Here is a 23431-nt window from a genome sequence, read left to right as displayed (position 1 = left end):
ATTGTAAATGAATACAATTAGTGTAGTTGCTGCCTGTCTGACAACCTTATCGTTTGTCCCTCAAGCACTACAGGTTATTAAAACAAAAGACACCAATGGTATATCTTTAGGAATGTATTCAATGTTTGTAATTGGTGTACTATTGTGGACGATTCATGGAATTAATATAAATGATTATGCATTAATCGGGGCAAATGGAATTACGTTCTTACTTGCATCGATTATATTAACCTATAAATTAAAGTATAAATAACATAAAAGGAACATTGGATAATAAACAATTATTCATGTTCTTTTTTATATAAAGCATGTATACTAAAAGAAAGAAAAATAGTGAGATAAACAGGAGAATGAATATGAAAATAACAGAGTTAGGTACAAGAAATGTAGTATTCACATTTGAACTAGATGATTGGGATTTAAACTTACATCTAATTAAGGGTGATTTATATAACTACATCATCGATACAGGATTAGGATCAAATAGTGTAAAACCTATTTTAGAATATATAAAAGATGACCATAAACCGATTGTCGTAATTAATAGTCATTTTCACTGGGATCATATATGGGGAAACCATTGCTTTGAAGATAGTATTATTATTTCTAGTAAGAAATGTAGAGATATCATTATTGACAGATGGGATGAGATGATGGGAAGATGTGGTAACTATGTAGATGGAGAAGTGGAAAAGAAACTCCCAACATTAGTGTTCGAAGATGAACTGTATTTTCCAGATGATGATATCTTACTGTTTTATACTCCAGGTCATACAATTGATGGCATCAGTGTGTATGATCGTAAAGATAAAGTATTAAATGCAGGAGATAACATTGGTGATACAATGGAAGAGTTAAGACCAAGTCAGGAAACTTCTGATGAAGTTTTTCTTGAGACAATAAACAAGTACAAGGCGCTAGATGTTGCTTCTTGTGTATCTGGTCATAATCAGATTTTAGGTAGTGAAGTATTTAGTGAAATAGAGCGACTAATCAAGCAAGAAGGGTAATCATATTACTCTTCTTGTTTTGGTGTTGTGGTACTGTATTTGAGTGATTATATGGTATAATAATTCGTAGTGAGGTGATATGTATGCCAAAGAGAAAAAAACAAAATGTAATTTTAGTTACAGGAATGTCTGGAGCTGGAAAAACGAGTGCAATTGGTATTCTGGAAGATATGGGATATCACTGTATTGATCAGTTTCCAGTACAGTTGATTGGCGAGCTTGGTAAAATAATTAGTGATCAACATGATGACCGTTATCAGAACCTAGCATTGGCAACGTCTTCACAAGATTATCAGAAGTTTCTATCTTATTTTGAAGGTAGAGAGATGAATGTGAAAGTCCTATTCTTGGATGCAAGTAATGAGAAGCTATTACTGAGATATAAATTTACGCGACGTTCTCATCCTTTTGTGGTGAATAAAACAGCAAATACACTAGAGGAAGCAATTGAAAAAGAACGTGATTTATTTAATGAGTTAAGTTATCGAAAAGTTATTCATATCGATACAACAAAATTAACATTAGCTGCTTTGAAAAAGCAGATTGAATCAAAATTATCAATTGATGCAAAAGATGGATTTGCGATTTCTTTTGTATCGTTTGGATATAAACATGGAGTACCACTAGATGCAGACTTAATGTTTGATATTCGTTTCTTACCAAATCCTTATTGGATTGAAAGTATGCGTTCGCAAACAGGTGATGACAAAGATGTGTATGACTATGTTATGAATAGTAAAGAAACAAAAGCATATGTAAGAAAACTTACAACGTTTTTAGATTATTCATTTAAGCAATATAAAAAGGAAGGGAAGAATCACTTGACTGTAGCAATTGGTTGTACAGGTGGACAACATCGTAGTGTATCCATGGTAAACTTCTTGTTTGACAACTATCGTAATAAATATCAGTGTCATAAAGGTCATAGAGATAAGAAGGTGGACTGATGAAAAAGGTGGTTGTAATTGGTGGTGGAACTGGTCAATCCGTAATTTTAAGAGGTCTGAAAAATATAGAAGGAATTAAATTACATACGATTGTTACAGTTGCAGATGATGGTGGTAGTACAGGAAGACTACGTGAAAACTATCGAATGCCAGCAATGGGAGATATTCGAAACGTAATGGTTGCACTTGCAGAGAGTGAAACCTTATTATCATCACTGATGGATTTTCGTTTTGAAGGTGATGGAGATGTTGCAGGACATAACCTGGGAAATTTATTGTTAACTGCATTAACACAAATCAGTGGTAACTTCTTGGAAGCGATTCAGACATTTTCAAGAGTACTTCGAGTAAAAGGGGAAATTATCCCTTCGACAACTCAAATCGTTAATCTGATAGCAATTATGGAAGATGGTACAAAGGTACGTGGAGAAAGCAATATTCCTAAGTTCCATAACCGAATTGAGCGAGTGTATTATCAGGAACATGTATATGCGACTAGAAGAGCGGTATCAGTAATTGAATCTGCAGACTATATTATTTTTGGAATTGGAAGTTTGTATACAAGTATTATGCCAAATATTATTATTCCAGAAATTAAAAGTGCATTGAAGAAAACAAAAGCGAAAAAAATATATTTCTGTAATGCGATGACTCAACCAGGTGAAACGGATAACTTCACAATGGAAGATCATGTGGAGGCAATTGAAAAGCATTCCTTTAAAGGAATTATTGATACCGTAGTTACACATAACAATATTTTATATGATGAAGTATTGGAGAAATATAAACAGGAAAAGAGTTTTCCTATTTGGATTGGTCAAAAGGAACATGACTATGATTTAATAAAGTCAGATCTTTTAAAATTTGATGATGGATTAATACGCCATGATAGTGGTAAAATAAAGGAAACATTTGAAGAAATATTAGACATGAAGGAGTGAAGCGAATGTCGTTCACAAGTGATGTAAAAAAAGAAATAAGCATGTATGAATGGAAAGACTGTTGTAAGAAGGCTTTATTAAGTGCGTTCTTACAAATGAGTGCATCACTTAACTTCACAAGCGAAGGGATGCATATCACTGCGCAAAGTGAGAATGTGTCAACTGCAAAGTATATTTATACATTAGTGAAAGAGTTGTATCATGTAGAGATACAACTATCAATTATCAAGAAGATGAAATTAAAGAAGAATAACATTTATGTTATTAAGATAAAAACAAAAGCAATGGATATTCTAAAAGACTTAGAAATTATTGGTGAAAATGGATTGAATGACCATCCTAGTAAGAATATTGTACACAAGGATTGCTGCGTTCGTGCATATCTTGCTGGAGCCTTTTTGGCGAGTGGAAGTGTAAATTCACCAGTGAAGAGTAATTACCATTTAGAGATTGCTTGTAGTAATAAAAACCTGGCGAAATATATTATGCGCCAGATGAACAAGTTTTATCTACAGGCAAAACACATCAAACGAAGAAATCAGGAAGTTGTCTATATTAAGGCAAGTGATAAGATTAGTGATTTCTTAAAATGTGTGGGTGCCAGTGTTTCTTTGTTTGAGTTTGAAGATACAAGAATTCAAAGAGACTTTATGAACTCGCTAACTCGTTTGGATAACTGTGAATTAGCGAATGAAATGAAAAGTATAAAGGCTGCGCAAAAGCAGTTAGAAGATATTGATCGAATTGAAAACTTTGTAGGGTTGGATGGATTAGCACCTAACTTATACAATGTGGCAATTCTACGTAAAGAAAATCCAGAGGCAAATCTAAATGAGCTCTGTGATATTTATGAGCGGCGCTACCAGGAACCAATCTCAAAATCAGGTATTCGTCATCGTTTGAATAAAATCCGTGATATCGCGGATCAATATAGGCAATAGAAGAAAGGATGTGGAGAAATGAGAGATATTAGAGCACTATTAATTATGGTGTTAGGGGTAATTATTTTTATCGCCCTATTACCTGCATTACTTTGGTTATTTGCCATTATCTTGATTTTAATCGCTATTTTTGCGATTTACTCAAGAGTGAAATATCGTCGTATGATGAAGGATGCACAAGAACAGTTTAAAGATATGTATCAAGATGATTACACAAACAACAGACAAAACAGTAATCGTAACATTGATCCGGATGTTATTGATGTAGAGTATACAGAAAAGGAAGATGATGAATCATGATTGAGTTTGCTCTAGAAAAAGATATTGATGAATTATTAGAGCTTTGTATCCAAACTCATCCAGCGAAAGAACAGCCATTCTTTGAATATTACTTTCATCACTGCTTTGAAGATGGAAAAAGCTATTGTATACGTGAAGAAGACAAGTTAGTAGCTTGTATGCAAATGCAAGAACATGCATTATCATTCAACAACAAAGTATTACTATGTTCCTATATATTTGGAGTAGCTACTCATGTTGATTATCGTATGCGTGGATTTATGGATCGACTGATGCATTATACACTAGATGTATGTAACCAGAATTATTTGATTAGTTTTGTGGAAGCATATAATCCAAAACTATATAAGAAATATGGATTTGAAACGGTATCTTATCGCAAGAAGTTTACGATTGCGAATCAAGATTTAAAAGTAAAAAATTTAGATGGTGTACATGAGCAAATCAATACAGCAGAAATGGCAACACTATACAATGAGTTTGCGAAACGTTTTGATTGCTACTACTTACGTGACGAAAAATATTATGACAATTATGTAGAAACAATCTTACAGAATGGTGGAAGAATTGCTTTCTATAAAAATAAAAATCAGGAAACTACAGGATACTGTGTTTTCTATGAACGAGAAGATATGGTAGAAATCAAAGAAGTGATTTACTTAGATTCATTAAGTCTAACCAAGCTTTTGAAATTTGCGATTAAGTTCATGCCATATATTAGTTTGGAAGTTTCTAATAATGAACGCATTGAAAAGATATTCAAACGTGCAATTCCAAGAACAAGTTCTTGTGTAATGGCTCGAATTAATAATTATTCATTGTTTGAAAAACTATATGATACAAAAATCAAGAATGTGGAAGAAGCATTTGAAGTGTTGAGAAAACCAGTGTTAATCAATGAAAAAAACTAGATACGAAAGTATTTAGTTTTTATATTACCTAATGTGAGAAATGGTACAAATCGGGAATTGCATTCCATATTTGTACCATTTTTCAAACGAAAATAGATATCAAATATAGAGAGTTTCAATAATTGTTTTCATAAAACTAAAAAAGTGATATTATGAGGATAACTAAGGAGGGTTGTAATGGATATTATAATGAAGATTCAAAATGAGTTTTTGAATTTATCTCAGCAGGAGAAAAAGATTGCGGATTATATTTTGCGAACTGGTGATGAAATTAAAAATATGAATATTAATGAGTTGTCAGAGAAGACAGAAACTTCGAATGCTACGATCACAAGATTTGCTAAAAAGATGGGATGTAAAACCTATGTTGATTTAAAGTTTCAAATTAACCAGATATCGATTCCTAAAATAGAGGAGACATCAAGAGGAATTGCAGATGATGTTTTTAACTATTATCAGCGAGTAATAAAGAATACACAAAATCTGATTGATATGAAAAAAATGGATGAATTGATTAAGATGATCAAAAGCGCAGATGAAATTGTAATTGTTGGTGTAAGTAGTTCTGGTACTACAGCTAGTATCATGGCAACTCGTTTAATGCGAATGGGGTTGACTGCCAGTAGCTATGCGGATATCTCCTGGATGAAGATGCGAGCAAAACTTGCAAAGAAGAACAACTTGTTCATTGCAATCTCTACTACAGGGACAACAAGATTGGTAATTGATACATTAAAAATGGCAAAAGAGAATAATGCAAAGATTGCCTCAATAACTGGATTCACTCAAAACCCAATTGCCGATTTGAGTGATTTATCATTGCATGTCTATAGTACAAGGTTTATTGATAACCAGAAGTTTGTTAACTCACAATTTTCAATGATGTATTTGATTGATGTTATTACTACTTATATTTTAGAAGATAAAGAATTTATGAGTAATATGAGCAAATCAAGAGATAGTATAGGAGATATTTAAAAATTTTATTTTCATTAAATTAACTAAATGAAAATAATTAACGTTAATTATTTCATAAGAAAAAAAGTATTATCATACCTAAAAGCATAATTATTATGCTTTTTTTGTATATTTACTCATCATGTAAGTGCTTACAATAAAAACGAATAATCAACCAATATGAAAATAATTATCATAAAAAAGATATTGTAAAAATAATTATTGTATGATAAATTATGCATGTAAAGGCTTACAGAGGAGGAGTTGAAACGATGAGTAAACAAATATATATCAGTGATGATATTGAAATGTATCGTGATGATGACAAACTAGTAGTGAATATAAAAGCTAAGTCACCTATCAAGATATGGAAAGGTAAACGACCAATTGTTAAAGAACTAACAACGTTAGTCATTGAAGGTGATGCTGGGGAGTATACACTAGACATGCCAGTTGGTGAGATGCCTTGTTACTTTCTTCTAGAGAGTGATGGAAAAAAAGAAATATTTACTGAACGTAAACTACCTTTAAAAGGCGCAATCAATGTGCGTGATATGGGTGGTTATAAAACAAATGATGGTAAACGAGTAAAATGGGGATTACTTTTTAGAGGGGATCAGTTATCAAAACTTGAACAAAGTGATATAGAGTTACTGCAACGGATTGGTATTAAAACAATTATTGATTATCGTTCTGATCATGAACGAATGATTAATCCAAATGTTAAATTAGATACGGTAATTCAAGATGTACACAGTGATCCACATTCTTCGTTCTCGGAGGCAGCAGCTCAGGCAGTTGATCTTGCCAGTGAGAATATGAATTTAGTGAATGACTTAAACCAAGGAAAAGTAGAAAGCAAATACATTAATGGAAAAGGTTTAAAAGTTATTTTAAGTTATGAGAATTTAGTGGATAGTGAAAAGAGTAAAATTGCATATAAAAAAGTATTAGAGACTTATGCTAATCCAAACTTGATGCCAAGCATTCAACATTGCCGTGGTGGGAAAGATAGAACTGGCTTTGGTTCGATGTTACTATTAATGTTATTGGGAGTAAGGGATGAGGATATTGTAAGAGATTACGTTATGACAGGTGTAATCAGGGAAGAAAGAAACAACTTCAAACTAAGCCAATATAAAGAATTAACTGATAATCAGGATTACCTAGATTATTTAATGTCGATGATTGAAACTCGAGCAGAATATATTGAAGCAAGTATGAATCGAATCAATCATGAATATGGTGGGATTGAGAATTATGTAAAGGATGTACTGGGAATACATGACTTTCAAATAGATACAATTAGAGAAAGTTATTTAGAGGAGATGTAATATGGGAAATGTTGCAATAGTAGTAGCAAGTCATGGAGAGTTTGCAAAGTATGCATTAGACAGTGCACAGATGATTGTGGGAAAACAAGAAAACTGTGGAAGTATGTCTGTCACAATGGATTTAACATTAGATGAAGCAAAGAAGAACATGGCAAAGACAATCGATGAATTGGATTGTTCAAATGGATTAGTAATTCTTGTAGATATTTTTGGTGGGACGCCATCAAATGTAAGTGGAAATTTCCTTTTGGAGAATGACAATATATTAGTCATTAGTGGATTGAATCTGCCAATGCTAATTGAGTTGTTGTTGAATCGAGATAAACCACTTAATCAAATCGCACTTCAGCTAGAAGAAGCGTATAAACAAGGATTTACCAATATAAATAAATTATTTGAAGAAAGAGGTGAAGAAGATGATGAATGTCAAATTTTGTAGAATCGATGATAGGTTAATCCATGGACAAGTAGTTACAACATGGGTCAATGTTCATAAAATAGAACAGATTATTATTTTAAATGAAGCAGTGGAAAAAGATAAAATTCAAACGAATGTATTAAAAATGAGTTCGCCACCAAACATTAAACTACATGTTTTCTCACCAGAGAAATTCATGGAAATTATTAAAACAAATCCAATCAAGCGTTCAACAATGCTATTATTCTCATCAGTATTTGATGTAGAAAAAATTGTAGATGCAGGGTTTCCATTAGAACGTTTAAACATTGGAGGTATGCGTTTAAATGGAGATCGTGAACGATTAACAAAAGCCGTTGCACTATCTCCAAGTGAGAAAGATGTATTTAAAAAGTTGATGGATAAGGGAACAGTAGTAGAAATACAAATGGTACCAAGTGACAGTGCCGAAAACCTAAAGGGGGTAATATAATATGTTAACTACAGTATTAGTCACAGTATGGGCATTCTTGTGTGGTGTTGATGATTCTTCAACACAAATGTTTCGTCGACCATTATTAATTTGTACCGTAACTGGTTTATTAATGGGTGACTTACAATCAGGTTTAGTTATTGGAGCAACACTTGAAATTATGTGGATGGGAATTGGTAACGTTGGAGCTTATACAGCACCAGATATCGTTAGTGGTTCTATCATCAGTTGTTCATTGGCAATTGCTAGTGGTGGTGGAGTAGCAACAGCAATTACATTAGCTGTACCAACATCATTACTTGCTCAACAGTTATTAATTTTATGGCAAACAGTAAACTGTGCACTAAACCCATGGGCACAACGCTTAGCGGAAAATGGAGATGTAAAGGGAACGAACTGGTTAATTGTACCTTCTGGACTAATGGTAGGTGCAATCCTTGCAATTCCTGCATTCATCGCTTTACAATTTGGTAGTGGAGCAATTGAAGACATTGTTAACTCATTACCAGAAGTAATTATGACAGGATTATCTAACTCAGGTAAGATTATTCCAGCAGTAGGGATTGCATTGCTTATGATCATTATGATTAAAAATGCAAAACTATGGGTATTCTTAATTCTTGGTTTTGTATTAACTTCATACCTAGGATTATCTGTGCTTCCGGTTACTCTAATTGCATTACCGTTTGCATATTTATATGACATGAATAGTGAAACAAAAACTCAGGTAAGGGAAGTAGAAGATGTAGTAGAAGGGAGTTATGATTTATAATGGCAAATAAATTAAATAAAAAGGATTTAAATAAATTATTCTTTAGATTGAATACCGTGCGTTTAACTCTAAATTATGAATCAATGCAAGGGGTAGGTTTCATGAGAGCACTTGCTCCAGCATTAAAAAAGATATATGCAGAAGATGAGGAAGCGTTAAAAGACGCAATGAAACGTGAATCGGTATTCTATAATTCACATGTAAATGGAAATGCGATTATTCTTGGTATTGCAGCAGCAATGGAAGAGAAAACAGGTCCTGAAGATAAGGATTCAATTGCGGCACTTAAGACTGGACTGATGGGTCCATTAGCAGGACTAGGAGACAGTTTAGTAAAATTTACATGGGTTCCAATCATTGGTAGTGTTGGTGCTGCTTTAGCGTTGAATGGAAGTATTATTGGACCAATTCTAATGTTTGTTTTATACAATATTATTAACATTGGTGGTCGTTACTATGGAGTTGTTTATGGATACGAAAAAGGATTAGACTTCCTACAAAACAATTCTGATAATGACATCATTAAAAGAATCTCTAATATGGCAAATGTTTTAGGATTAATGGTTGTTGGATCGTTGATTGCAACATCAGTTAAAGTAACTGTTCCATTAACTGTAACAGCTGGTGAGAACGTGATTGAAGTACAGGAAATGTTAGATAAGATTATGCCAAACTTCCTTGGATTATTCATTACATTCCTAGTGTATCGCTGGTTGAAGAAAAACAATGGAAATCATGCAGCCGCAACGATTATAGGAATCATGATTCTAACAATTGCACTTACATACTTTGGAGTTCTATAAAAAATCTTCATGATTATTACACTAACAATGAATCCTGCGATTGATAAAACAGGATTTATCCAAGAGTTTCATATAAAGAAACTAAATCGTTTAGATAATATTATTCTAACAAGTGAAGGAAAAGGACTTAATGTCTCTAAGACATTAAGTAACTTATCCTGCAAAAGTAAATGTATTACCTTTCTACCTGGTGAAAATGGCCAGTTTATTCAAAGGGAACTGAATGACTTTGGCATTGAATTATATCCAATCAAGGTGAATGGAGGATTACGTACGAATACTAAAATTGTAACTGCAGATAGTTTGACTGAGATTAACGAGCCAGGATTCAAAGTAGATAACAAGATACTGGATAACTTAATTAAGATATTGAATCAGGAAATTGAAGAAGGTGATTTACTAGTAATTAGTGGAAGTGTACCAGAGGGAACACCAACTAGTTATTATAAAGGGTTAATTCTTAAGATGAAAGAAAAACGAGTAACCACGTTGTTAGATGCAGATGGAGAACTGTTTAAAGAAGGTGTAAAAGCATTACCTACGATTATTAAACCCAATGTGTTTGAGTTATGTCAGTATTATCAGATGGAAGAAACATATGATGAAGAAGTAATTGTAGAGTACGCACGTAAATGGATTCATGATGGAGTTGAACAAGTGATTGTATCAATGGGTGAGAATGGTTCAATTTATGTGACCAAAGATACTGCAATGAAAGCAGAGCCACTGTCAGTAGAAGTTGCTTCTACTGTGGGTGCTGGTGATGCGCTTGTGGCAGCATTGGCATATGCATACGAACATAAATATGAGTTAGAAGAAATGATTCGCTTATGTGCTGCTACTAGTAGTGCAGCAGTGACAACCAAAGGAACAATTGCCCCAGAGTTTGAGATGATTGAATCCTTAATGAAACAAGTAAAAATAGGAGAAATATAGAAAAAGCTGCATTTATTTGCAGCTTTCTTATGCTTTGTATTGAATTGAAATTACTTGGTTTTCCTTAACTAGTTCCTGAAGATTGTTTACAGTAACTTCAGATAAGTTAGGAAATAAAATGATTACAATTGGATCAAGATTATTGTGCTTAATAAACTCAATATCAAATGATCCTATTTTTTGGTTTTGTTTAATACTCTCACCTTGGGTTACATAAGATGAGAATCCTTCACCATTTAGTGATACAGTATCTACACCAATATGGATAAGAGTCTCAAGACCATCTTTACCAGCAATTCCATAAGCATGTCCAGTTGGAAAGATTGCTTTCATTGTTGCATCAAATGGTGCATATAAATCGCCATGTTCAGGAATAATGGCAAAACCACAACCCATCATTCCTGTAGCGAACACTTCATCATTGACTTCACTTAATGGTACAAGTTTACCACGTACTGGGGAAGTAAATGAAGTATCTTTTTTCTTAAAAGGATTTATCATTTTAATTCTGGCCAATATCCCTTGTTGGCAACAATGTAATCATCTAGTAAAGCTCTGGCCACATCAGTATTTATAACCGCACGATTTAATACTAATGCTTTCATTGCTTTTTGATAACTTCCTTCCATATATGCATCTACAGTTAGTTTCTCATATGCATACTGGTTTTCAATCATTCCTTTATAGAACGTTGGAACTTCACCAACGGTTAATGGTTCTACACCATGTACTCCAACACGACAAGGAATTTCTACCATCATATTACGATCAAGGTTTTCAATAGAACCTTTGTTTTCTGTAATAATTAGGAATATTTCTTTTGTGTTGTTGGCTAATGCAGTCGCCAAATCTACTATATATTCCGCATGACATCCTGCATCAGGATCAACATCATACTCAGAACCCTTGATACGACCTAATTCAACGACTTTTTCTAAATGTTCATAAGTAATCTTTTCATTTCCATCCATAACTTCATTTGCACGAGTATAGTCAGGATCAGATTTCTTATACATTTTATTTGGATATAAATAATATTGAAGATACGTGTTTGGCAGATACTCATCATAGTCTCTAATCATTTGACTCATAAAGTTAAATGTTGATTTCCAAGATGGTTCTTCAAACAATGCTTCGGTTTTAAATTCAACTGGTTCTTTTAAGATTTCTCTTAATTCAGGTAAATAATCGTGTCCAGTTTTCGCATCATAGATATTTGTAAACCATCCAAAGTGATTCAAACCAAAGTATCGAGGTTCAAAATCTTTTCTGGTTTTACCCAATACATTTGCATACATATCCATGATGGCGATTGGCATATCACAGATGTTAATGATTTTATGGTCATCCTTAAATATACGCTTTGTTGCTTCCGCAACAATTGCTGCAGGATTCGAGTAGTTCAGAATCCATGAATCCGGAGAATACTTGCGAATCTCTTTAATGATATCTACTACTGCTGGAACGCTTCTCATTCCATAAGCAAATCCTCCAGGACCACATGTTTCTTGACCAAGACAGCCATGTTTCATTGCAATCTTTTCATCCGATTCACGCATTTCTAAACGACCTGCACGAATTTGCATAAGAGCAAAGTCAATATCACTGAATGCTTCTTTCGCATCTGTTGTATATACAATCTCTTCTACTTCTGGATAATAATCTTTAAACAATACTTCTGTATATTTACCCATCAAGTTCTGACGTTCTTCTTCATTGTCATATAATACGATTTTTCTTAATGGGAAGCGGTCCTTCTGATTGCATAACATTGTCAGCATATCAGGCGTATAGCGACTGGCACCTCCCACAATACAAATTGAATACTTATTCATACTAATCCTCTCTTCCTAGTATTTGTTTCATCTCTTCACATACATCTGGAACTTTCATTCCAATGATGACTTGAACAACATTCCCCTTTATCACAACACCCTTACAATTTGCTTCTTTAATTTTTTCTTCATTGACCAAAGACAAATCAGCTACTTCTAAACGTAAACGAGTAAAGCAATTCTCAATACCTTTGATATTATCAGCACCACCAACACCTTCAGTAATAACCATAATATCATCTGTCCATGAAGATCCTTCGATTGCATCTTCACCAAATGTCATTCCATTGTCGGCGATTAACTCACGGCCTGGAGTTTTAATATCAAACCTCTTAATAAAGAATGTAAATACTAAGAACCATACAACGATTCCGATAACACCCATAATCAAGAAGATATAAATTTTAGTTAAGCTTGGATCTATTGGCAGGTTGGATATAAACATATCTAACAGACCGTAAATCATAAATGTTCGTGAGCCTAGTATCCATAACAGCATCTCAAATAACCCAGTTAGTAATCCATGTATCAGCCATAAGAATGGTGATATAAAGATAAACATAAAGTCAAATGGCTCGGTAATACCAGCAACTGCCGCAACAAACACCGCAGGTAATAACATACTGATCGTAGCTTTTCTGTTTTCTGGTTTTGCGGTATAGATAAATGCAAGTGCGATACCAATTACCCCAAACGCTTTTGCGAATCCAAATGTAGCGAAACGTACAGACTCATCAATAGCTGTAATTACTGAAGGATTTGCCATTTCCGCATAGAAAATATTTGCTGCACCTTGATAGATTGTACCAGCGATTTCTGCTGTACCACCAAATCCAGTGAAGCTGAATGGCATCCATAACATATGGTGTAATCCAGTAGGAATAAGGAAACGGTTTCCAAATGCATAGGCAAATACACCAAGTGGGCCTGCATCTTTCATAAATTGTGTAGTAGCTGTAATACCATTATTTACATATGGCCAAATATAAGAAACTGCAATTGCTAATACAAGAACTACAGGAATCATTACAATAAACGCAAATCTTGATCCACCATAGATACGAAACATATCACTAAATTCTTTTGTTCCAAAGCGATTAAATACATATGCTGTAAGACAACCAAGAATCATTCCCAGGAATACTCCCATATCAGTTACCTGAAATCCTAGTACAACTCCTTGTCCAGTTCCAAATAATCCCATCTCACCAGCTTCTGCAAGAAGTCCCTGAGATGATAACCATGTGTTATTCACTGCCAAGAACATTAAATAAACGATAATTGAAATCAGTGCAGCATCCACCTTTTTTGTTTTGGCTAAGGTAACACTCAATCCTACACAGAAAATCAAAGATAAGTTATTTAACATTGCATCCATCATTGATTTAATTAAGCTTCCAACGAAGGCAACTGGTTCAGGCATAAACTCTAATTGTAAAATAGTTGCTAGAGCAATCGCTGTACCCATAACTGCAAGATACATTACTGGTACGGTCATTGATCTAGAGAATTTATTCATTAATTCCAAAAACTTTGCTTTCATACATTTCTCTCCTTTATGATACATCGTCGACTTATGTATAACCCCATTATAAAAGCCAATTCTATTTCCAACAATAGAATTGGCTGCTTTGTGAACTTAGTAAACCTCAAGTGACTTTATTTACTCTTTGGCTCATCCGACATAAAACGTTTAGAGTAGGAACTTAAAACCATCTCCATAAAAATCATAATCTTCGCTGTAAATAAGTTAGGTTCATAATGATGTGCGCCTGAGCGAACACTTTTGATTTCAATTGAAGTGTGTGCCATCTTTGCAACTGGTGAATCATTATCAGTAGTAAAGGCAATGATATTAAAACCATTTTCTTTTGCTCTACTCATCTTTTCTAAGATTTCACCTCTGGCACCAGACTCTGATAATACAATATATAATCCAGAATGGAAACTAGGGTTGCTGAATGCCTCAAAATGATAACAGAAATTCGCATTAAAATTAAACACTAATAATTTCTGAATAATATAATCACGAGCTGCATCACAAAAACCTAAGGAATCAACCAGAATCTTTTCATTTTGATAGTAACGCAGTAATTCACTAATCATCTGAATGTATAAATCCTGAGAGTCATCAGAAAATAATGCATCAATATCATTGGTTGGCAGTGAGTAATCATTCTTTCTAGATGCAAGCATCATATAAAACATTTCACTATATCCAGAGTATCCAAGTTTTTTACTTAACTTAATTATAGTAGCCTTTGAAACAAAGCATTCTTCAGCTACTTTTGATACATTCACTTTTTCTTTTTTCTCTACATATTTCCAGATAGTATTCATAATAAGATTTTCAGTATCTGTAAGCGATGTTTGATTAATATTCATAGGCATACCTCATATAGTTATTATAAAACGAAAACCCAAAATTTGAAATGAGATATCAATGTTTTGTCTTTTTGAATGTTTTATTTATCTTAATTATTAAAGTTGAGGACAATCGATGCGGATACCCTTACTTGGTGCTATAATACAAATGTAAATAGGAGGATTATGTATGAACAAGAACCCGTTAAAGGAATTAGTTGTAAAGCAAAAAGCCAAACAACCAGTAGGAATCTATTCAGCATGTAGTGCTAATAAATATGTAATAGAAGCAGTAATCAAAAGAGGAAAACAAGATAACTCTTGTGTACTAATTGAAAGTACTGCAAACCAAAGTGATCAATTTGGTGGATACACAGGAATGAAACCAATCGATTTTAAAAACTTTGTGTTAGAAGTCGCAAAACAATATGATTATGATACAAGTAAACTATTCTTAGGTGGTGACCACTTAGGACCATTAACTTGGACACACCTACCAGAAGCAGAAGCAATGAAAAATGCAGAAGATTTAATTCGTGCATATGTAGGTGCAGGATTCACTAAGATTCATATTGATACAAGTATGAAAGTTGCAGATGATGATCCAGATGTTCGTTTGAGTGATGAAGTAATTGCTCAAAGAGGAGTACGTCTGGCAACAGTTGCTGAAGAAACTTATCATGAATTATTGAAAAAAGATCCAACTGCAATTCACCCAGTATATATTGTAGGTAGTGAAGTGCCGATTCCTGGAGGAATCCAAGGTGATGGAGAAGGAATGCAAGTTACAAGTGTTGCAGATTTCAAAGCTACACAAGCAGTATTCGAAAAAGCATTCAAGGAAAGTGGATTAGAAGATGCATGGGAAAATGTAATTGCATTTGTTGTACAACCTGGAATTGAAGAAAAAGATGCTGGATGTACAGAATATGATCGTGAAAAAGCTAAAGATTTAATGGCTGAAATCGATAACTATCCAAACTTGATTTATGAAGGTCACTCAAGTGATTATCAAACCAAAGAAAAATTAAAAGAATTGGTAGAAGATGGAGTAGGAATCTTAAAGGTTGGTCCAGGATTAACGTTTATGGCTCGTGAAGCATTATTTGCTCTTGCTCGTATTGAAGAAGAACTATACTATAATACAGATGTAAAAACAAGTAACTTCATTAACGTATTAGATGATGTAATGGTAAAGAATCCTGGTAAATGGGATAAATACTATACTGGAACTGAAAATGAAATTAGAATTAAGAGAAAATATTCTTTTTCAGACCGTTCTCGTTATTACATGCAATATGATGAAATTGAAGCATCAATTGCAGTATTAATTGAAAACCTAAAAGATGGAATACCTCTTAACTTATTAAGTCAGTATATGCCGATTCAATATACAAAAGTAAGAGAAGGAGAGTTGGATAATAATCCTGAAGATCTTATTCGTGATCGTGTCATCAACAATATTGATGAATACTTATACGCAACAAATCAAAAAGATTTATTCTAATATAGAAAGTCGCTAAGCGCGGCTTTTTTGTTTTCATCGATACTCTGTGATAAACTTAATGAATAAAAGGAAGAAGAACTATGAACACATATAAATATAAAAAAATAGATGCATTTACATCAAAGAACTCATTAGGTAATCCTGCTGCTTGTATCTATCTTGATACAGACCAGACATTAGGTGACAATGAAATGCTGGATATTGCTAAACAACACAAGGGATTTGTTTCAGAAGTAATTTACTGTGAGCATAAAGAGGATAGTATTTTTCTTACGTATTATTCCTCAGAATGTGAAGTGGACTTTTGTGGTCATGGAACGATTGCTTGTATATATAGCTTAATTAAGGATACTCTGGACCTTTGGAATCAAAGTGAAATAGAGATACAAACAAACAAGAAAGGGAAACTTACTGTTTATAATCGAATGCTTGAGAATGATACAGTACTAATTAGTGCGCCTGAACCAAAATATATAGGTAGTGATATTAGTAGAGAGGTAATTGCGGATAATCTAGGGCTTACAGTTGATGATTTACATTTAAATCATTCAATTGATTTGATTGATGCGGGATTACGTACTCTTATCGTTCCTTTGAATGAACTAGCAACCGAAGTATCCATATTCCCAGATGAGCAGAAGCTACAATCATTTTGTATACAAAATGAGATTGATATTATTTTAATATTTACTAAGGATACAGAGAACCCAGAGTGTATTGCTCATACAAGAGTGTTTGCACCAAAGTTTGGTTATCTTGAAGATCCAGCAACAGGTTCTGGAAATAGTGCTTTTGGATACTATATGCTTAAGAATAAGTTGTGGGACGGTAACGACTGCATCATTGAACAAGGTGGAGAAAATCGAGTGTTCAATAGTATCTACCTATCTATGAAAGACAATAAAGTTCTTTTTGGTGGAAGTGCAACTATTCGCATTGATGGCACATATTACTATTAAAAAAGCGTTATGACTTTTGTGTCATAGCGCTTTATCTGTATATTGCTTATACATCTTCTGGATTTAAATGTTTCTTGGATAATTCCAGGTATTCTTTTGATTTCTTCTTATCACCTTTATTTTTGTATTGAACTGATAGAAGGTATTCATTGATTCCTTTTTCATCATCATCTTGGTCAGCTAATGCAGCTTCCATGTCTTCGATGTAGTTACTACGTTTTAAGATAAAGATATCATAAATTGTACGAGCTTCTTTTCTCATCGCTTCGTTATCAAATTCTTCAATAACTTCAATAATCTCTTTTGTCTTTGAAGCACTTTCAATACTTACATAGTAATTGAATGCTTTCATGTATACATCTTCTTTTTGAGCTTTTGACATTCTTAATGTAAATAGAGCATCAAATGTTTCTTCAATTTTCTTTTCATCTACACGTAAGATGTAAGAGTTCAATTTCATGTATTCAAGATTGAATCTTGGAAACAGATAACGAGTAGAAAACTTATCAACTAGTTTATCAAATTCTTCAAATTGTTGACTCTGAAGTAATATTACTAATTTTTTAAATCTAAACTTTTTTAATAAATACGTTCCTAGTGAAAAAACTACAATTGCAACGATTGTTATAATAACAGCAAATTCCATAAAAATCTCCTTGTCTTTTAATATTATTATACATGAATATCCAAGAAATATCGCAAGTATTTGTGACTTTTATTTGAAAAAACGCAAATATCGTAAAAAAGACAAAATGTTTAGACAAAAAGATAAGTGAATACCGTGAATAGAGGGGAAAATAGGTGTATAATAATTGATGTGGAGGTACATTTTAAATGATTATACAGAGTAAAAAGGTTTGGATAGCAGGACAATTTGTCCCAGCTCAAATAGAAATCGAAGATGACAAAATTAAAGACATCTACGATTATGGAACAAAGCCAGTTGATACTGACTATGATGATAATAGAATCGTTCCAGGTTTTATTGATATTCACTGTCATGGTGCATACAGTTTTGATACAAATGATGCACAACCTGAAGGGTTATTAAACTGGGTTAAGAACATTACTGCAGAAGGTGTTACAGGATTATTCCCAACAACAATTACGCAAAGTAAAGAAGTTCTTACAGAAGCATTAGAAAACATTGTAGATGTAGTGGAAAAGGGATACGAAGGAGCTGAAATTTTAGGAATTCACTTTGAAGGTCCTTATTTATCAATGGAATACAAAGGTGCTCAACCACCTGAACACATTAAGAAACCAAATGTGGAAGAGTTTAAAGAATATCAAAAAGCAGCTAAAGGAATGATTAAAATCATGACAATGGCTTGTGAAAATGATGAAGACTTTAAACTTACAAAATATGCATCACAAAATGGAGTAATGATTAGTATGGGTCACTCTGCTTCAACTTATGAAGAGGCAGTTATGGCAGTTGCTCATGGTGCAAGAAGTATGACACACGTGTTTAATGGAATGACACCATTCCATCACCGTAATCCAGGTTTAGTAGGTGCAGCAATGCGCTTTAGAGATGTGTATGGAGAAGTTATCTGTGATGGTAACCACTCGAACTTAAATTCTGTAAATAACTTATTTATGGCAAAAGGTAGAGACCATACAATTATGATTACTGATGCACTTATGGCAAAAGGATGTCCAATTGGTTCTCACCATATGTTTGGTGGACACGAAATTGAAATCTATCCTGATGGAAGTGCTCACTTAATCGAAGGGAACAAGAGCTTAGCTGGTTCTACATTACATGTAAACAAAGGTCTGAAACTTTTAGTTGAAGATGCACTTGTACCATTTGATTATGCATTAAATTCTTGTACATTGAATCCAGCTCGTGCACTACACATTGAAGATCGTAAAGGTCAATTAGTAGTAGGTCATGATGCAGATATCGTTGTTCTTGATAAAGAATATGACGTTATCCAAACATATGCAAGAGGAGTTGCTTGTAAGTAGGCTTAGGCCTACTTTTTGTATGTAGTCAAGTAAATATCTTACCATTTCCCAGATAAATGGTATAATAGTAGAACATTGAGGTGAAAAAATGTTTCCAGGTGCCAGAATATATAAAACAATCGCAGCAGTAGCAATCGCATTAATCTTAAGTAAGTATGTACTTGGATTATCTGGTTTTTACATGACGGTAGCCGTTGTATTATCGATGAAAACAGATCCTCAGAAATCATATGAATATGGAAAGAACAGGGTACTAGGTACCCTTCTTGGTGGATTACTTGGGTATCTGATTATGATGTTAGTGAAACATTCACCAATTCATGAAGAATCTATATTAATGGTTCTTATTAATGTTGGATGTGCATATCTGATTTTATGGTTTGCCAAATTGGTGCATATGCCTGAGAATGGTACAACGATGGGATGTGTGGTGTTCTTCTCTATCACCCTTATTCGATTCAATCAGCCTGTATTTGATTATGTATCAATTCGTGTAATTGAAACGTTAATTGGTGTTGTCATAGCGACAATAGTAAATTCTATAGATTTTAAAAAGCTCATCAAATGATGAGCTTTGTGTTTATAGCAGGTATAACTTTATGATTATAAAGCCCAGTCTTCTTTAAATGTTTGAGCACCACTATTCGTTAATGGATGTTCTAAAGATTTCATATAAAGTGCATATGGAATTGCTGCATAAGGTATTCCAATTCTTGATAACTCCTGAAGTTGAAATAGATTCTTAATTGATGCAGCTATGATATTGGTGTGAGTACCATTTGTAGCATGATGAGCATCATTTAGAAATTGCAGTCCATCACTTCCATTCTCATCATTACGACCAACAAAACAAAAAATATAATCTGCATGAGCATTAATTGCAGCGAGGACTTGTTCAAGTGAAAAGACAAGAGTCATTGCTGTTTTTATTTGTTTTTTATGTAAGTAATTGCATAACTTTAATCCATCTTTAGAGAAGTTGATTTTGATAACTGCTTCTGGATAATAGGCCAGAATGATTTCTACTTCCTGTTTCATTTCTTCAAATGTAGAACCCATTACTTCTGCACTTAGAAATGACAGTTCTTTATTCTTATAATAATCAATGAAATCTTGTAAGGTTGTATGGTTGTTTTTATACATCGTTGGGTTTGCAGTAACCTTATCAATTCCCATAGATAATACTTCATTGATTTCATTTATATTGGCGTGATCGATTATATAATTCATAGGTTTCTCCTTTGTTATTATCATATCGGAAACAATGAATTTTGAGGAGTGATGGATATGTATTCTTATTACCATAATAATTTGTCAATTTTTACCATATGTTGAAAAATTGCCATATCGTTATGCTCGTTTTTTCCTCTATGGCTTACTGGTTTCACAACTGAAAACAACCTATACTATAACTGTAATAGGAGGTTTAATATGTTTGATTATTATCAGCCAACAAGAATTCATTTTGGTGAAAATCGATTGAATGAACTTGGAGATATTGTAAAGAGATATGGAAGTAAAGTATTGCTTGTAACAACAAGTGATGGAGTACTGAAACCATTGTATGATCAAGTAACAAAATTACTAACAGACAATGGTATTGAGGTATTGCGTTTTGATAAAGTAAAACCAAATCCAGATGTATCAATTGTGGAAGAGGGTGTTGCTTTGATCAACAAGCAACCAGTTGATGTAGTATTGGCAGTTGGTGGTGGAAGTTCGATTGACTGTGCCAAAGCAATTGCATTTACAAATGGAATCGAGAAGATTAATTGGGATGAGATATTTGAGAAATATGGTTCACCATATGAAAACTATCCATCATATACAGGAAAAGAATTACCAATTATTAGTGTACCAACAACATCAGGTACCGGATCACAAGTAACGCAGGCATCGGTATTAAGTAGAGGGAATGAAAAGATTACATTCTTTCATCCACTGCTGTTTTCGAAAGAATGTATCTTAGATTCAAAACTTACAGAAACATTACCTGCACATATTCGTAGTGCTACAGGTTTTGATGCATTTACCCATGCTTTTGAAAGTTTTATCAATCCAAAGGCATCTCCATATAGTCAGATGGATTCTTTAATGGCAATGCGTTTGGTGATTGAGAATTTAGAGAATGCATTAAAGTATAAGGATGTTCAAGCGTATGGTGCAAACATGATGTTGGCAGATACATTGGCAGGAAGAGCATTGGCGAATGGTGGTGCAGCAGTTCCACATCCTTTATCAGAAATTATTGGAGGTATTTTACACATTCCTCATGGTGAAGCATTGGCGATTGTATTCCCTCAGTTTATCAAGGCATATGAAGCGAAGTATGAAAAAGAGTTTAAGCAGATCAATGAGTTGTTTGTACCTCACTATGGAAAAGCAACGTTATCTGAAAATATGAAGTTATTTATGAAGGCTATTAATTTAGAGAAACGTTTAAGTGATTATGAAATGAGTGATGAACAATACCAGGAAATTATTCATTCACCAATTCTGAATTATTTACCATTTGGAAGTGCAGAAGAATTAAGAGCAGTATTAGAGGCATCTTATTAATTTATGTATAAGAATATTTATATTGATTTAGATGGGACGCTATTAAACGACCAAGGGCAGGTGTCGGAAGACAACAAGTATATGTTGAAGAAGGCACTGGATATGGGAAGTAAAGTATACTTCGTTAGTGGTCGACCTTATTGCTTTGTGAAAGACTTAGCAATGAAGTGTAATCGTGAAATAGGAGTGGTTGCTGCGAATGGTGGAGTGATTGAAACTGATGATCGAATTATAACTAAACTGATTAATGATGAGGCACTTAAGAAAGTAATTGATGTCTTGAGTGAATATAAAGGAGTGCATGCATTCTTTAAGGGGATGAAGAATTTCTATACAACAGACCCCTATGATGTGCGTTTTCTTTATAGTCATTATAATGATCAGTATGATTCATCCATTCAAGTAACATCATTTACTGATATGAGCTATTTAGAGCTGAAAGAGAGTGCAAGTGAGATTATTAAGGTGCTAGTTTATACAATGGATAAAACAGAACTAAAAGCCTTAAGAGAGAGGCTAGAGAAGATAGAAGGGTTGGCTCTTACCAGTTACAATGAAATCAGCTTTGATATTAATGCGACTGGAGTGAGTAAGGGTTCAGCTTTAAAAGAATTGCATCAATTACATAATATTCATAAAAAAGAGACAATGGCTATTGGTGATGCAGAGAATGATATATCTATGTTTGAAGAGAGTGGCTTGTGTGTTGCAATGGAGAATGCAACTGCAGCAATAAAAAAGCGATGTGATGTCCATACATTATCCAATAATGATAGTGGGGTAGCACATGCAATATGGAAATATAATAAGAGATAGAAAAAGCTAAACCGTAAAAAGTTTAGCTTTTTTAGAACTATTTAGAAACCGTCAGTTTCTTAGATGTTGTAAACTGAATCGTTTGAATAATTACCAGAAGTGATAAGAAACTGAATACAGAAATTAATACATTTTCTGTAATGATTCCTGAAGCAATTACCACAAACCCATCTAGGAATAATAGAATTTTTGATAATGGTAGTTTCTTAAAGAAATACTGAATTAATAAGGCAATTACATCGGTACCACCAGTTGCACAATCATGATTTAAGGCGATACCAATAGCAAGACCTACCAGAATTCCACCAATACCTCCAGCAACTATTAACTCTAATATTGGGTGAATATTATGGAGTGCCTCTGTAATATGAATAGCAGGTATTACTTGCATACATACAGGGGTAGCCAGGGTTATAAATAAGGTCTTGATACCAAAACTTTTACCAAGCAGAAAGGTTGCTGCTACAAGTAGTGGTACAGATATTGCCAGTGTCATATAAGATACTGGAATACCTGTAATCGTGGAAAAGACAATAGCTAATCCAGTAATTCCACCAGGCGCTAGCCCAGTGAATTGAAAAAACATATTGACTGCTAATGCAGTGAGAATGGATGCTACACTAATCCAAACATAGTCTAAAATAATTAATCGATACTTCATTCGTTCTCCTC

Annotated in this window: 27 protein-coding genes; 20 read left to right on the top strand and 7 right to left on the bottom strand. The window is 33.5% G+C overall.

Annotated elements, in window-relative coordinates:
- Window positions 1-7 precede the first annotated feature (7 nt).
- The 14 genes from J2S15_RS06185 to pfkB all read left to right on the top strand — a co-directional run bounded on the left by J2S15_RS06185 (window position 8) and on the right by pfkB (window position 10742).
- Window positions 8-253, top strand: coding sequence for a SemiSWEET transporter (locus J2S15_RS06185; protein ID WP_307406480.1), 246 nt, complete (start codon window positions 8-10; stop codon window positions 251-253).
- Window positions 254-356: 103 nt separating this feature from the next.
- Window positions 357-1010: an MBL fold metallo-hydrolase gene (locus J2S15_RS06180; RefSeq protein ID WP_307406478.1), complete on the top strand. Its 654-nt coding sequence runs from the start codon at window positions 357-359 to the stop codon at window positions 1008-1010.
- 83 nt (window positions 1011-1093) lie between these two features.
- Entirely contained in the window at window positions 1094-1957 is an 864-nt protein-coding gene (rapZ, locus tag J2S15_RS06175) for an RNase adapter RapZ (protein ID WP_307406476.1), read from the top strand.
- Window positions 1957-2898 (top strand): gluconeogenesis factor YvcK family protein, encoded by a 942-nt coding sequence (locus J2S15_RS06170; RefSeq protein ID WP_307406474.1) that lies wholly within the window; start codon window positions 1957-1959, stop codon window positions 2896-2898. The genes rapZ and J2S15_RS06170 overlap by 1 nt, the downstream gene beginning before the upstream one ends.
- Window positions 2899-2903: 5 nt before the next feature.
- On the top strand, window positions 2904-3839 hold the full coding sequence (gene whiA, locus J2S15_RS06165; RefSeq protein WP_307406472.1) for a DNA-binding protein WhiA: 936 nt from the start codon (window positions 2904-2906) through the stop codon (window positions 3837-3839).
- Between the two features lie 18 nt (window positions 3840-3857).
- Window positions 3858-4139, top strand: a complete 282-nt coding sequence (locus J2S15_RS06160; protein ID WP_307406470.1) for a hypothetical protein — start codon at window positions 3858-3860, stop codon at window positions 4137-4139.
- On the top strand, window positions 4136-5050 hold the full coding sequence (locus J2S15_RS06155; protein WP_307406468.1) for a GNAT family N-acetyltransferase: 915 nt from the start codon (window positions 4136-4138) through the stop codon (window positions 5048-5050). The genes J2S15_RS06160 and J2S15_RS06155 overlap by 4 nt, the downstream gene beginning before the upstream one ends.
- Window positions 5051-5227: 177 nt before the next feature.
- On the top strand, window positions 5228-6028 hold the full coding sequence (locus J2S15_RS06150) for a MurR/RpiR family transcriptional regulator (protein ID WP_307406466.1): 801 nt from the start codon (window positions 5228-5230) through the stop codon (window positions 6026-6028).
- Between the two features lie 251 nt (window positions 6029-6279).
- Window positions 6280-7341: a tyrosine-protein phosphatase gene (locus tag J2S15_RS06145; RefSeq protein ID WP_307406464.1), complete on the top strand. Its 1062-nt coding sequence runs from the start codon at window positions 6280-6282 to the stop codon at window positions 7339-7341.
- A 1-nt stretch (window position 7342) separates the two neighbouring features.
- On the top strand, window positions 7343-7780 hold the full coding sequence (locus J2S15_RS06140; protein WP_307406462.1) for a PTS sugar transporter subunit IIA: 438 nt from the start codon (window positions 7343-7345) through the stop codon (window positions 7778-7780).
- On the top strand, window positions 7758-8231 hold the full coding sequence (locus tag J2S15_RS06135) for a PTS sugar transporter subunit IIB (protein WP_307406460.1): 474 nt from the start codon (window positions 7758-7760) through the stop codon (window positions 8229-8231). Before J2S15_RS06140 ends, J2S15_RS06135 begins: the two co-directional genes overlap by 23 nt.
- A gap of 1 nt (window position 8232) precedes the next feature.
- Window positions 8233-9003: a PTS mannose/fructose/sorbose/N-acetylgalactosamine transporter subunit IIC gene (locus tag J2S15_RS06130; protein WP_307406458.1), complete on the top strand. Its 771-nt coding sequence runs from the start codon at window positions 8233-8235 to the stop codon at window positions 9001-9003.
- Window positions 9003-9806, top strand: coding sequence for a PTS system mannose/fructose/sorbose family transporter subunit IID (locus J2S15_RS06125; RefSeq protein ID WP_307406456.1), 804 nt, complete (start codon window positions 9003-9005; stop codon window positions 9804-9806). Before J2S15_RS06130 ends, J2S15_RS06125 begins: the two co-directional genes overlap by 1 nt.
- A 9-nt stretch (window positions 9807-9815) precedes the next feature.
- Complete coding sequence (gene pfkB / locus J2S15_RS06120) at window positions 9816-10742, top strand: 1-phosphofructokinase (protein WP_307406454.1); 927 nt, start codon at window positions 9816-9818, stop codon at window positions 10740-10742.
- Between the two features lie 27 nt (window positions 10743-10769).
- Here pfkB and J2S15_RS06115 read toward each other — a convergent pair whose 3' ends face one another.
- The 4 genes from J2S15_RS06115 to J2S15_RS06100 all read right to left on the bottom strand — a co-directional run bounded on the left by J2S15_RS06115 (window position 10770) and on the right by J2S15_RS06100 (window position 14962).
- Window positions 10770-11258, bottom strand: a complete 489-nt coding sequence (locus J2S15_RS06115) for a PTS sugar transporter subunit IIA (RefSeq protein ID WP_307406452.1) — start codon at window positions 11256-11258, stop codon at window positions 10770-10772.
- On the bottom strand, window positions 11240-12577 hold the full coding sequence (locus tag J2S15_RS06110) for a 6-phospho-alpha-glucosidase (RefSeq protein ID WP_307406450.1): 1338 nt from the start codon (window positions 12575-12577) through the stop codon (window positions 11240-11242). The genes J2S15_RS06115 and J2S15_RS06110 overlap by 19 nt, the downstream gene beginning before the upstream one ends.
- A 1-nt stretch (window position 12578) precedes the next feature.
- Entirely contained in the window at window positions 12579-14120 is a 1542-nt protein-coding gene (locus J2S15_RS06105; protein ID WP_307406448.1) for a PTS transporter subunit EIIC, read from the bottom strand.
- Between the two features lie 116 nt (window positions 14121-14236).
- Window positions 14237-14962, bottom strand: a complete 726-nt coding sequence (locus J2S15_RS06100) for a MurR/RpiR family transcriptional regulator (RefSeq protein WP_307406445.1) — start codon at window positions 14960-14962, stop codon at window positions 14237-14239.
- Window positions 14963-15131: 169 nt separating this feature from the next.
- Between J2S15_RS06100 and J2S15_RS06095 the strand changes: the two genes are divergently transcribed.
- Both J2S15_RS06095 and J2S15_RS06090 read left to right on the top strand, forming a co-directional pair.
- Window positions 15132-16448 (top strand): class II D-tagatose-bisphosphate aldolase, non-catalytic subunit, encoded by a 1317-nt coding sequence (locus tag J2S15_RS06095; RefSeq protein ID WP_307406443.1) that lies wholly within the window; start codon window positions 15132-15134, stop codon window positions 16446-16448.
- An 80-nt stretch (window positions 16449-16528) separates the two neighbouring features.
- Complete coding sequence (locus J2S15_RS06090) at window positions 16529-17407, top strand: PhzF family phenazine biosynthesis protein (protein WP_307406441.1); 879 nt, start codon at window positions 16529-16531, stop codon at window positions 17405-17407.
- A gap of 46 nt (window positions 17408-17453) precedes the next feature.
- Here J2S15_RS06090 and J2S15_RS06085 read toward each other — a convergent pair whose 3' ends face one another.
- Window positions 17454-18053: a hypothetical protein gene (locus J2S15_RS06085; protein ID WP_307406439.1), complete on the bottom strand. Its 600-nt coding sequence runs from the start codon at window positions 18051-18053 to the stop codon at window positions 17454-17456.
- A gap of 188 nt (window positions 18054-18241) precedes the next feature.
- Here J2S15_RS06085 and nagA point away from each other — a divergent pair, with 188 nt between their 5' ends.
- Entirely contained in the window at window positions 18242-19384 is a 1143-nt protein-coding gene (gene nagA, locus J2S15_RS06080) for an N-acetylglucosamine-6-phosphate deacetylase (RefSeq protein ID WP_307406437.1), read from the top strand.
- Between the two features lie 88 nt (window positions 19385-19472).
- On the top strand, window positions 19473-19952 hold the full coding sequence (locus J2S15_RS06075; protein WP_307406435.1) for an FUSC family protein: 480 nt from the start codon (window positions 19473-19475) through the stop codon (window positions 19950-19952).
- 35 nt (window positions 19953-19987) lie between these two features.
- On the opposite strand, the gene J2S15_RS06070 is transcribed toward J2S15_RS06075, so the two are convergent.
- A complete protein-coding gene (locus tag J2S15_RS06070; protein WP_307406433.1) occupies window positions 19988-20614 on the bottom strand; it encodes a transaldolase family protein in 627 nt (208 codons plus the stop codon).
- Between the two features lie 201 nt (window positions 20615-20815).
- On the opposite strand from J2S15_RS06070, the gene J2S15_RS06065 reads away from it, so the two are divergent.
- The gene (locus J2S15_RS06065; RefSeq protein ID WP_307406432.1) at window positions 20816-21943 is read left to right on the top strand and encodes an iron-containing alcohol dehydrogenase; all 1128 of its coding nucleotides are present in this window, start codon (window positions 20816-20818) and stop codon (window positions 21941-21943) included.
- Window positions 21944-21946: 3 nt separating this feature from the next.
- Complete coding sequence (locus tag J2S15_RS06060) at window positions 21947-22759, top strand: Cof-type HAD-IIB family hydrolase (protein ID WP_307406431.1); 813 nt, start codon at window positions 21947-21949, stop codon at window positions 22757-22759.
- 37 nt (window positions 22760-22796) lie between these two features.
- On the opposite strand, the gene J2S15_RS06055 is transcribed toward J2S15_RS06060, so the two are convergent.
- Window positions 22797-23420, bottom strand: a complete 624-nt coding sequence (locus J2S15_RS06055; protein ID WP_307406429.1) for a YitT family protein — start codon at window positions 23418-23420, stop codon at window positions 22797-22799.
- Window positions 23421-23431 lie beyond the last annotated feature (11 nt).

Origin of the sequence: Breznakia pachnodae, assembly GCF_030814225.1 — a bacterium.
Taxonomy (GTDB): Bacteria; Bacillota_I; Bacilli_A; order Erysipelotrichales; family Erysipelotrichaceae; genus Breznakia; species Breznakia pachnodae.
Note: the sequence above shows the minus strand (reverse complement) of the source record. Positions and strands in the feature narration are given on the sequence as shown.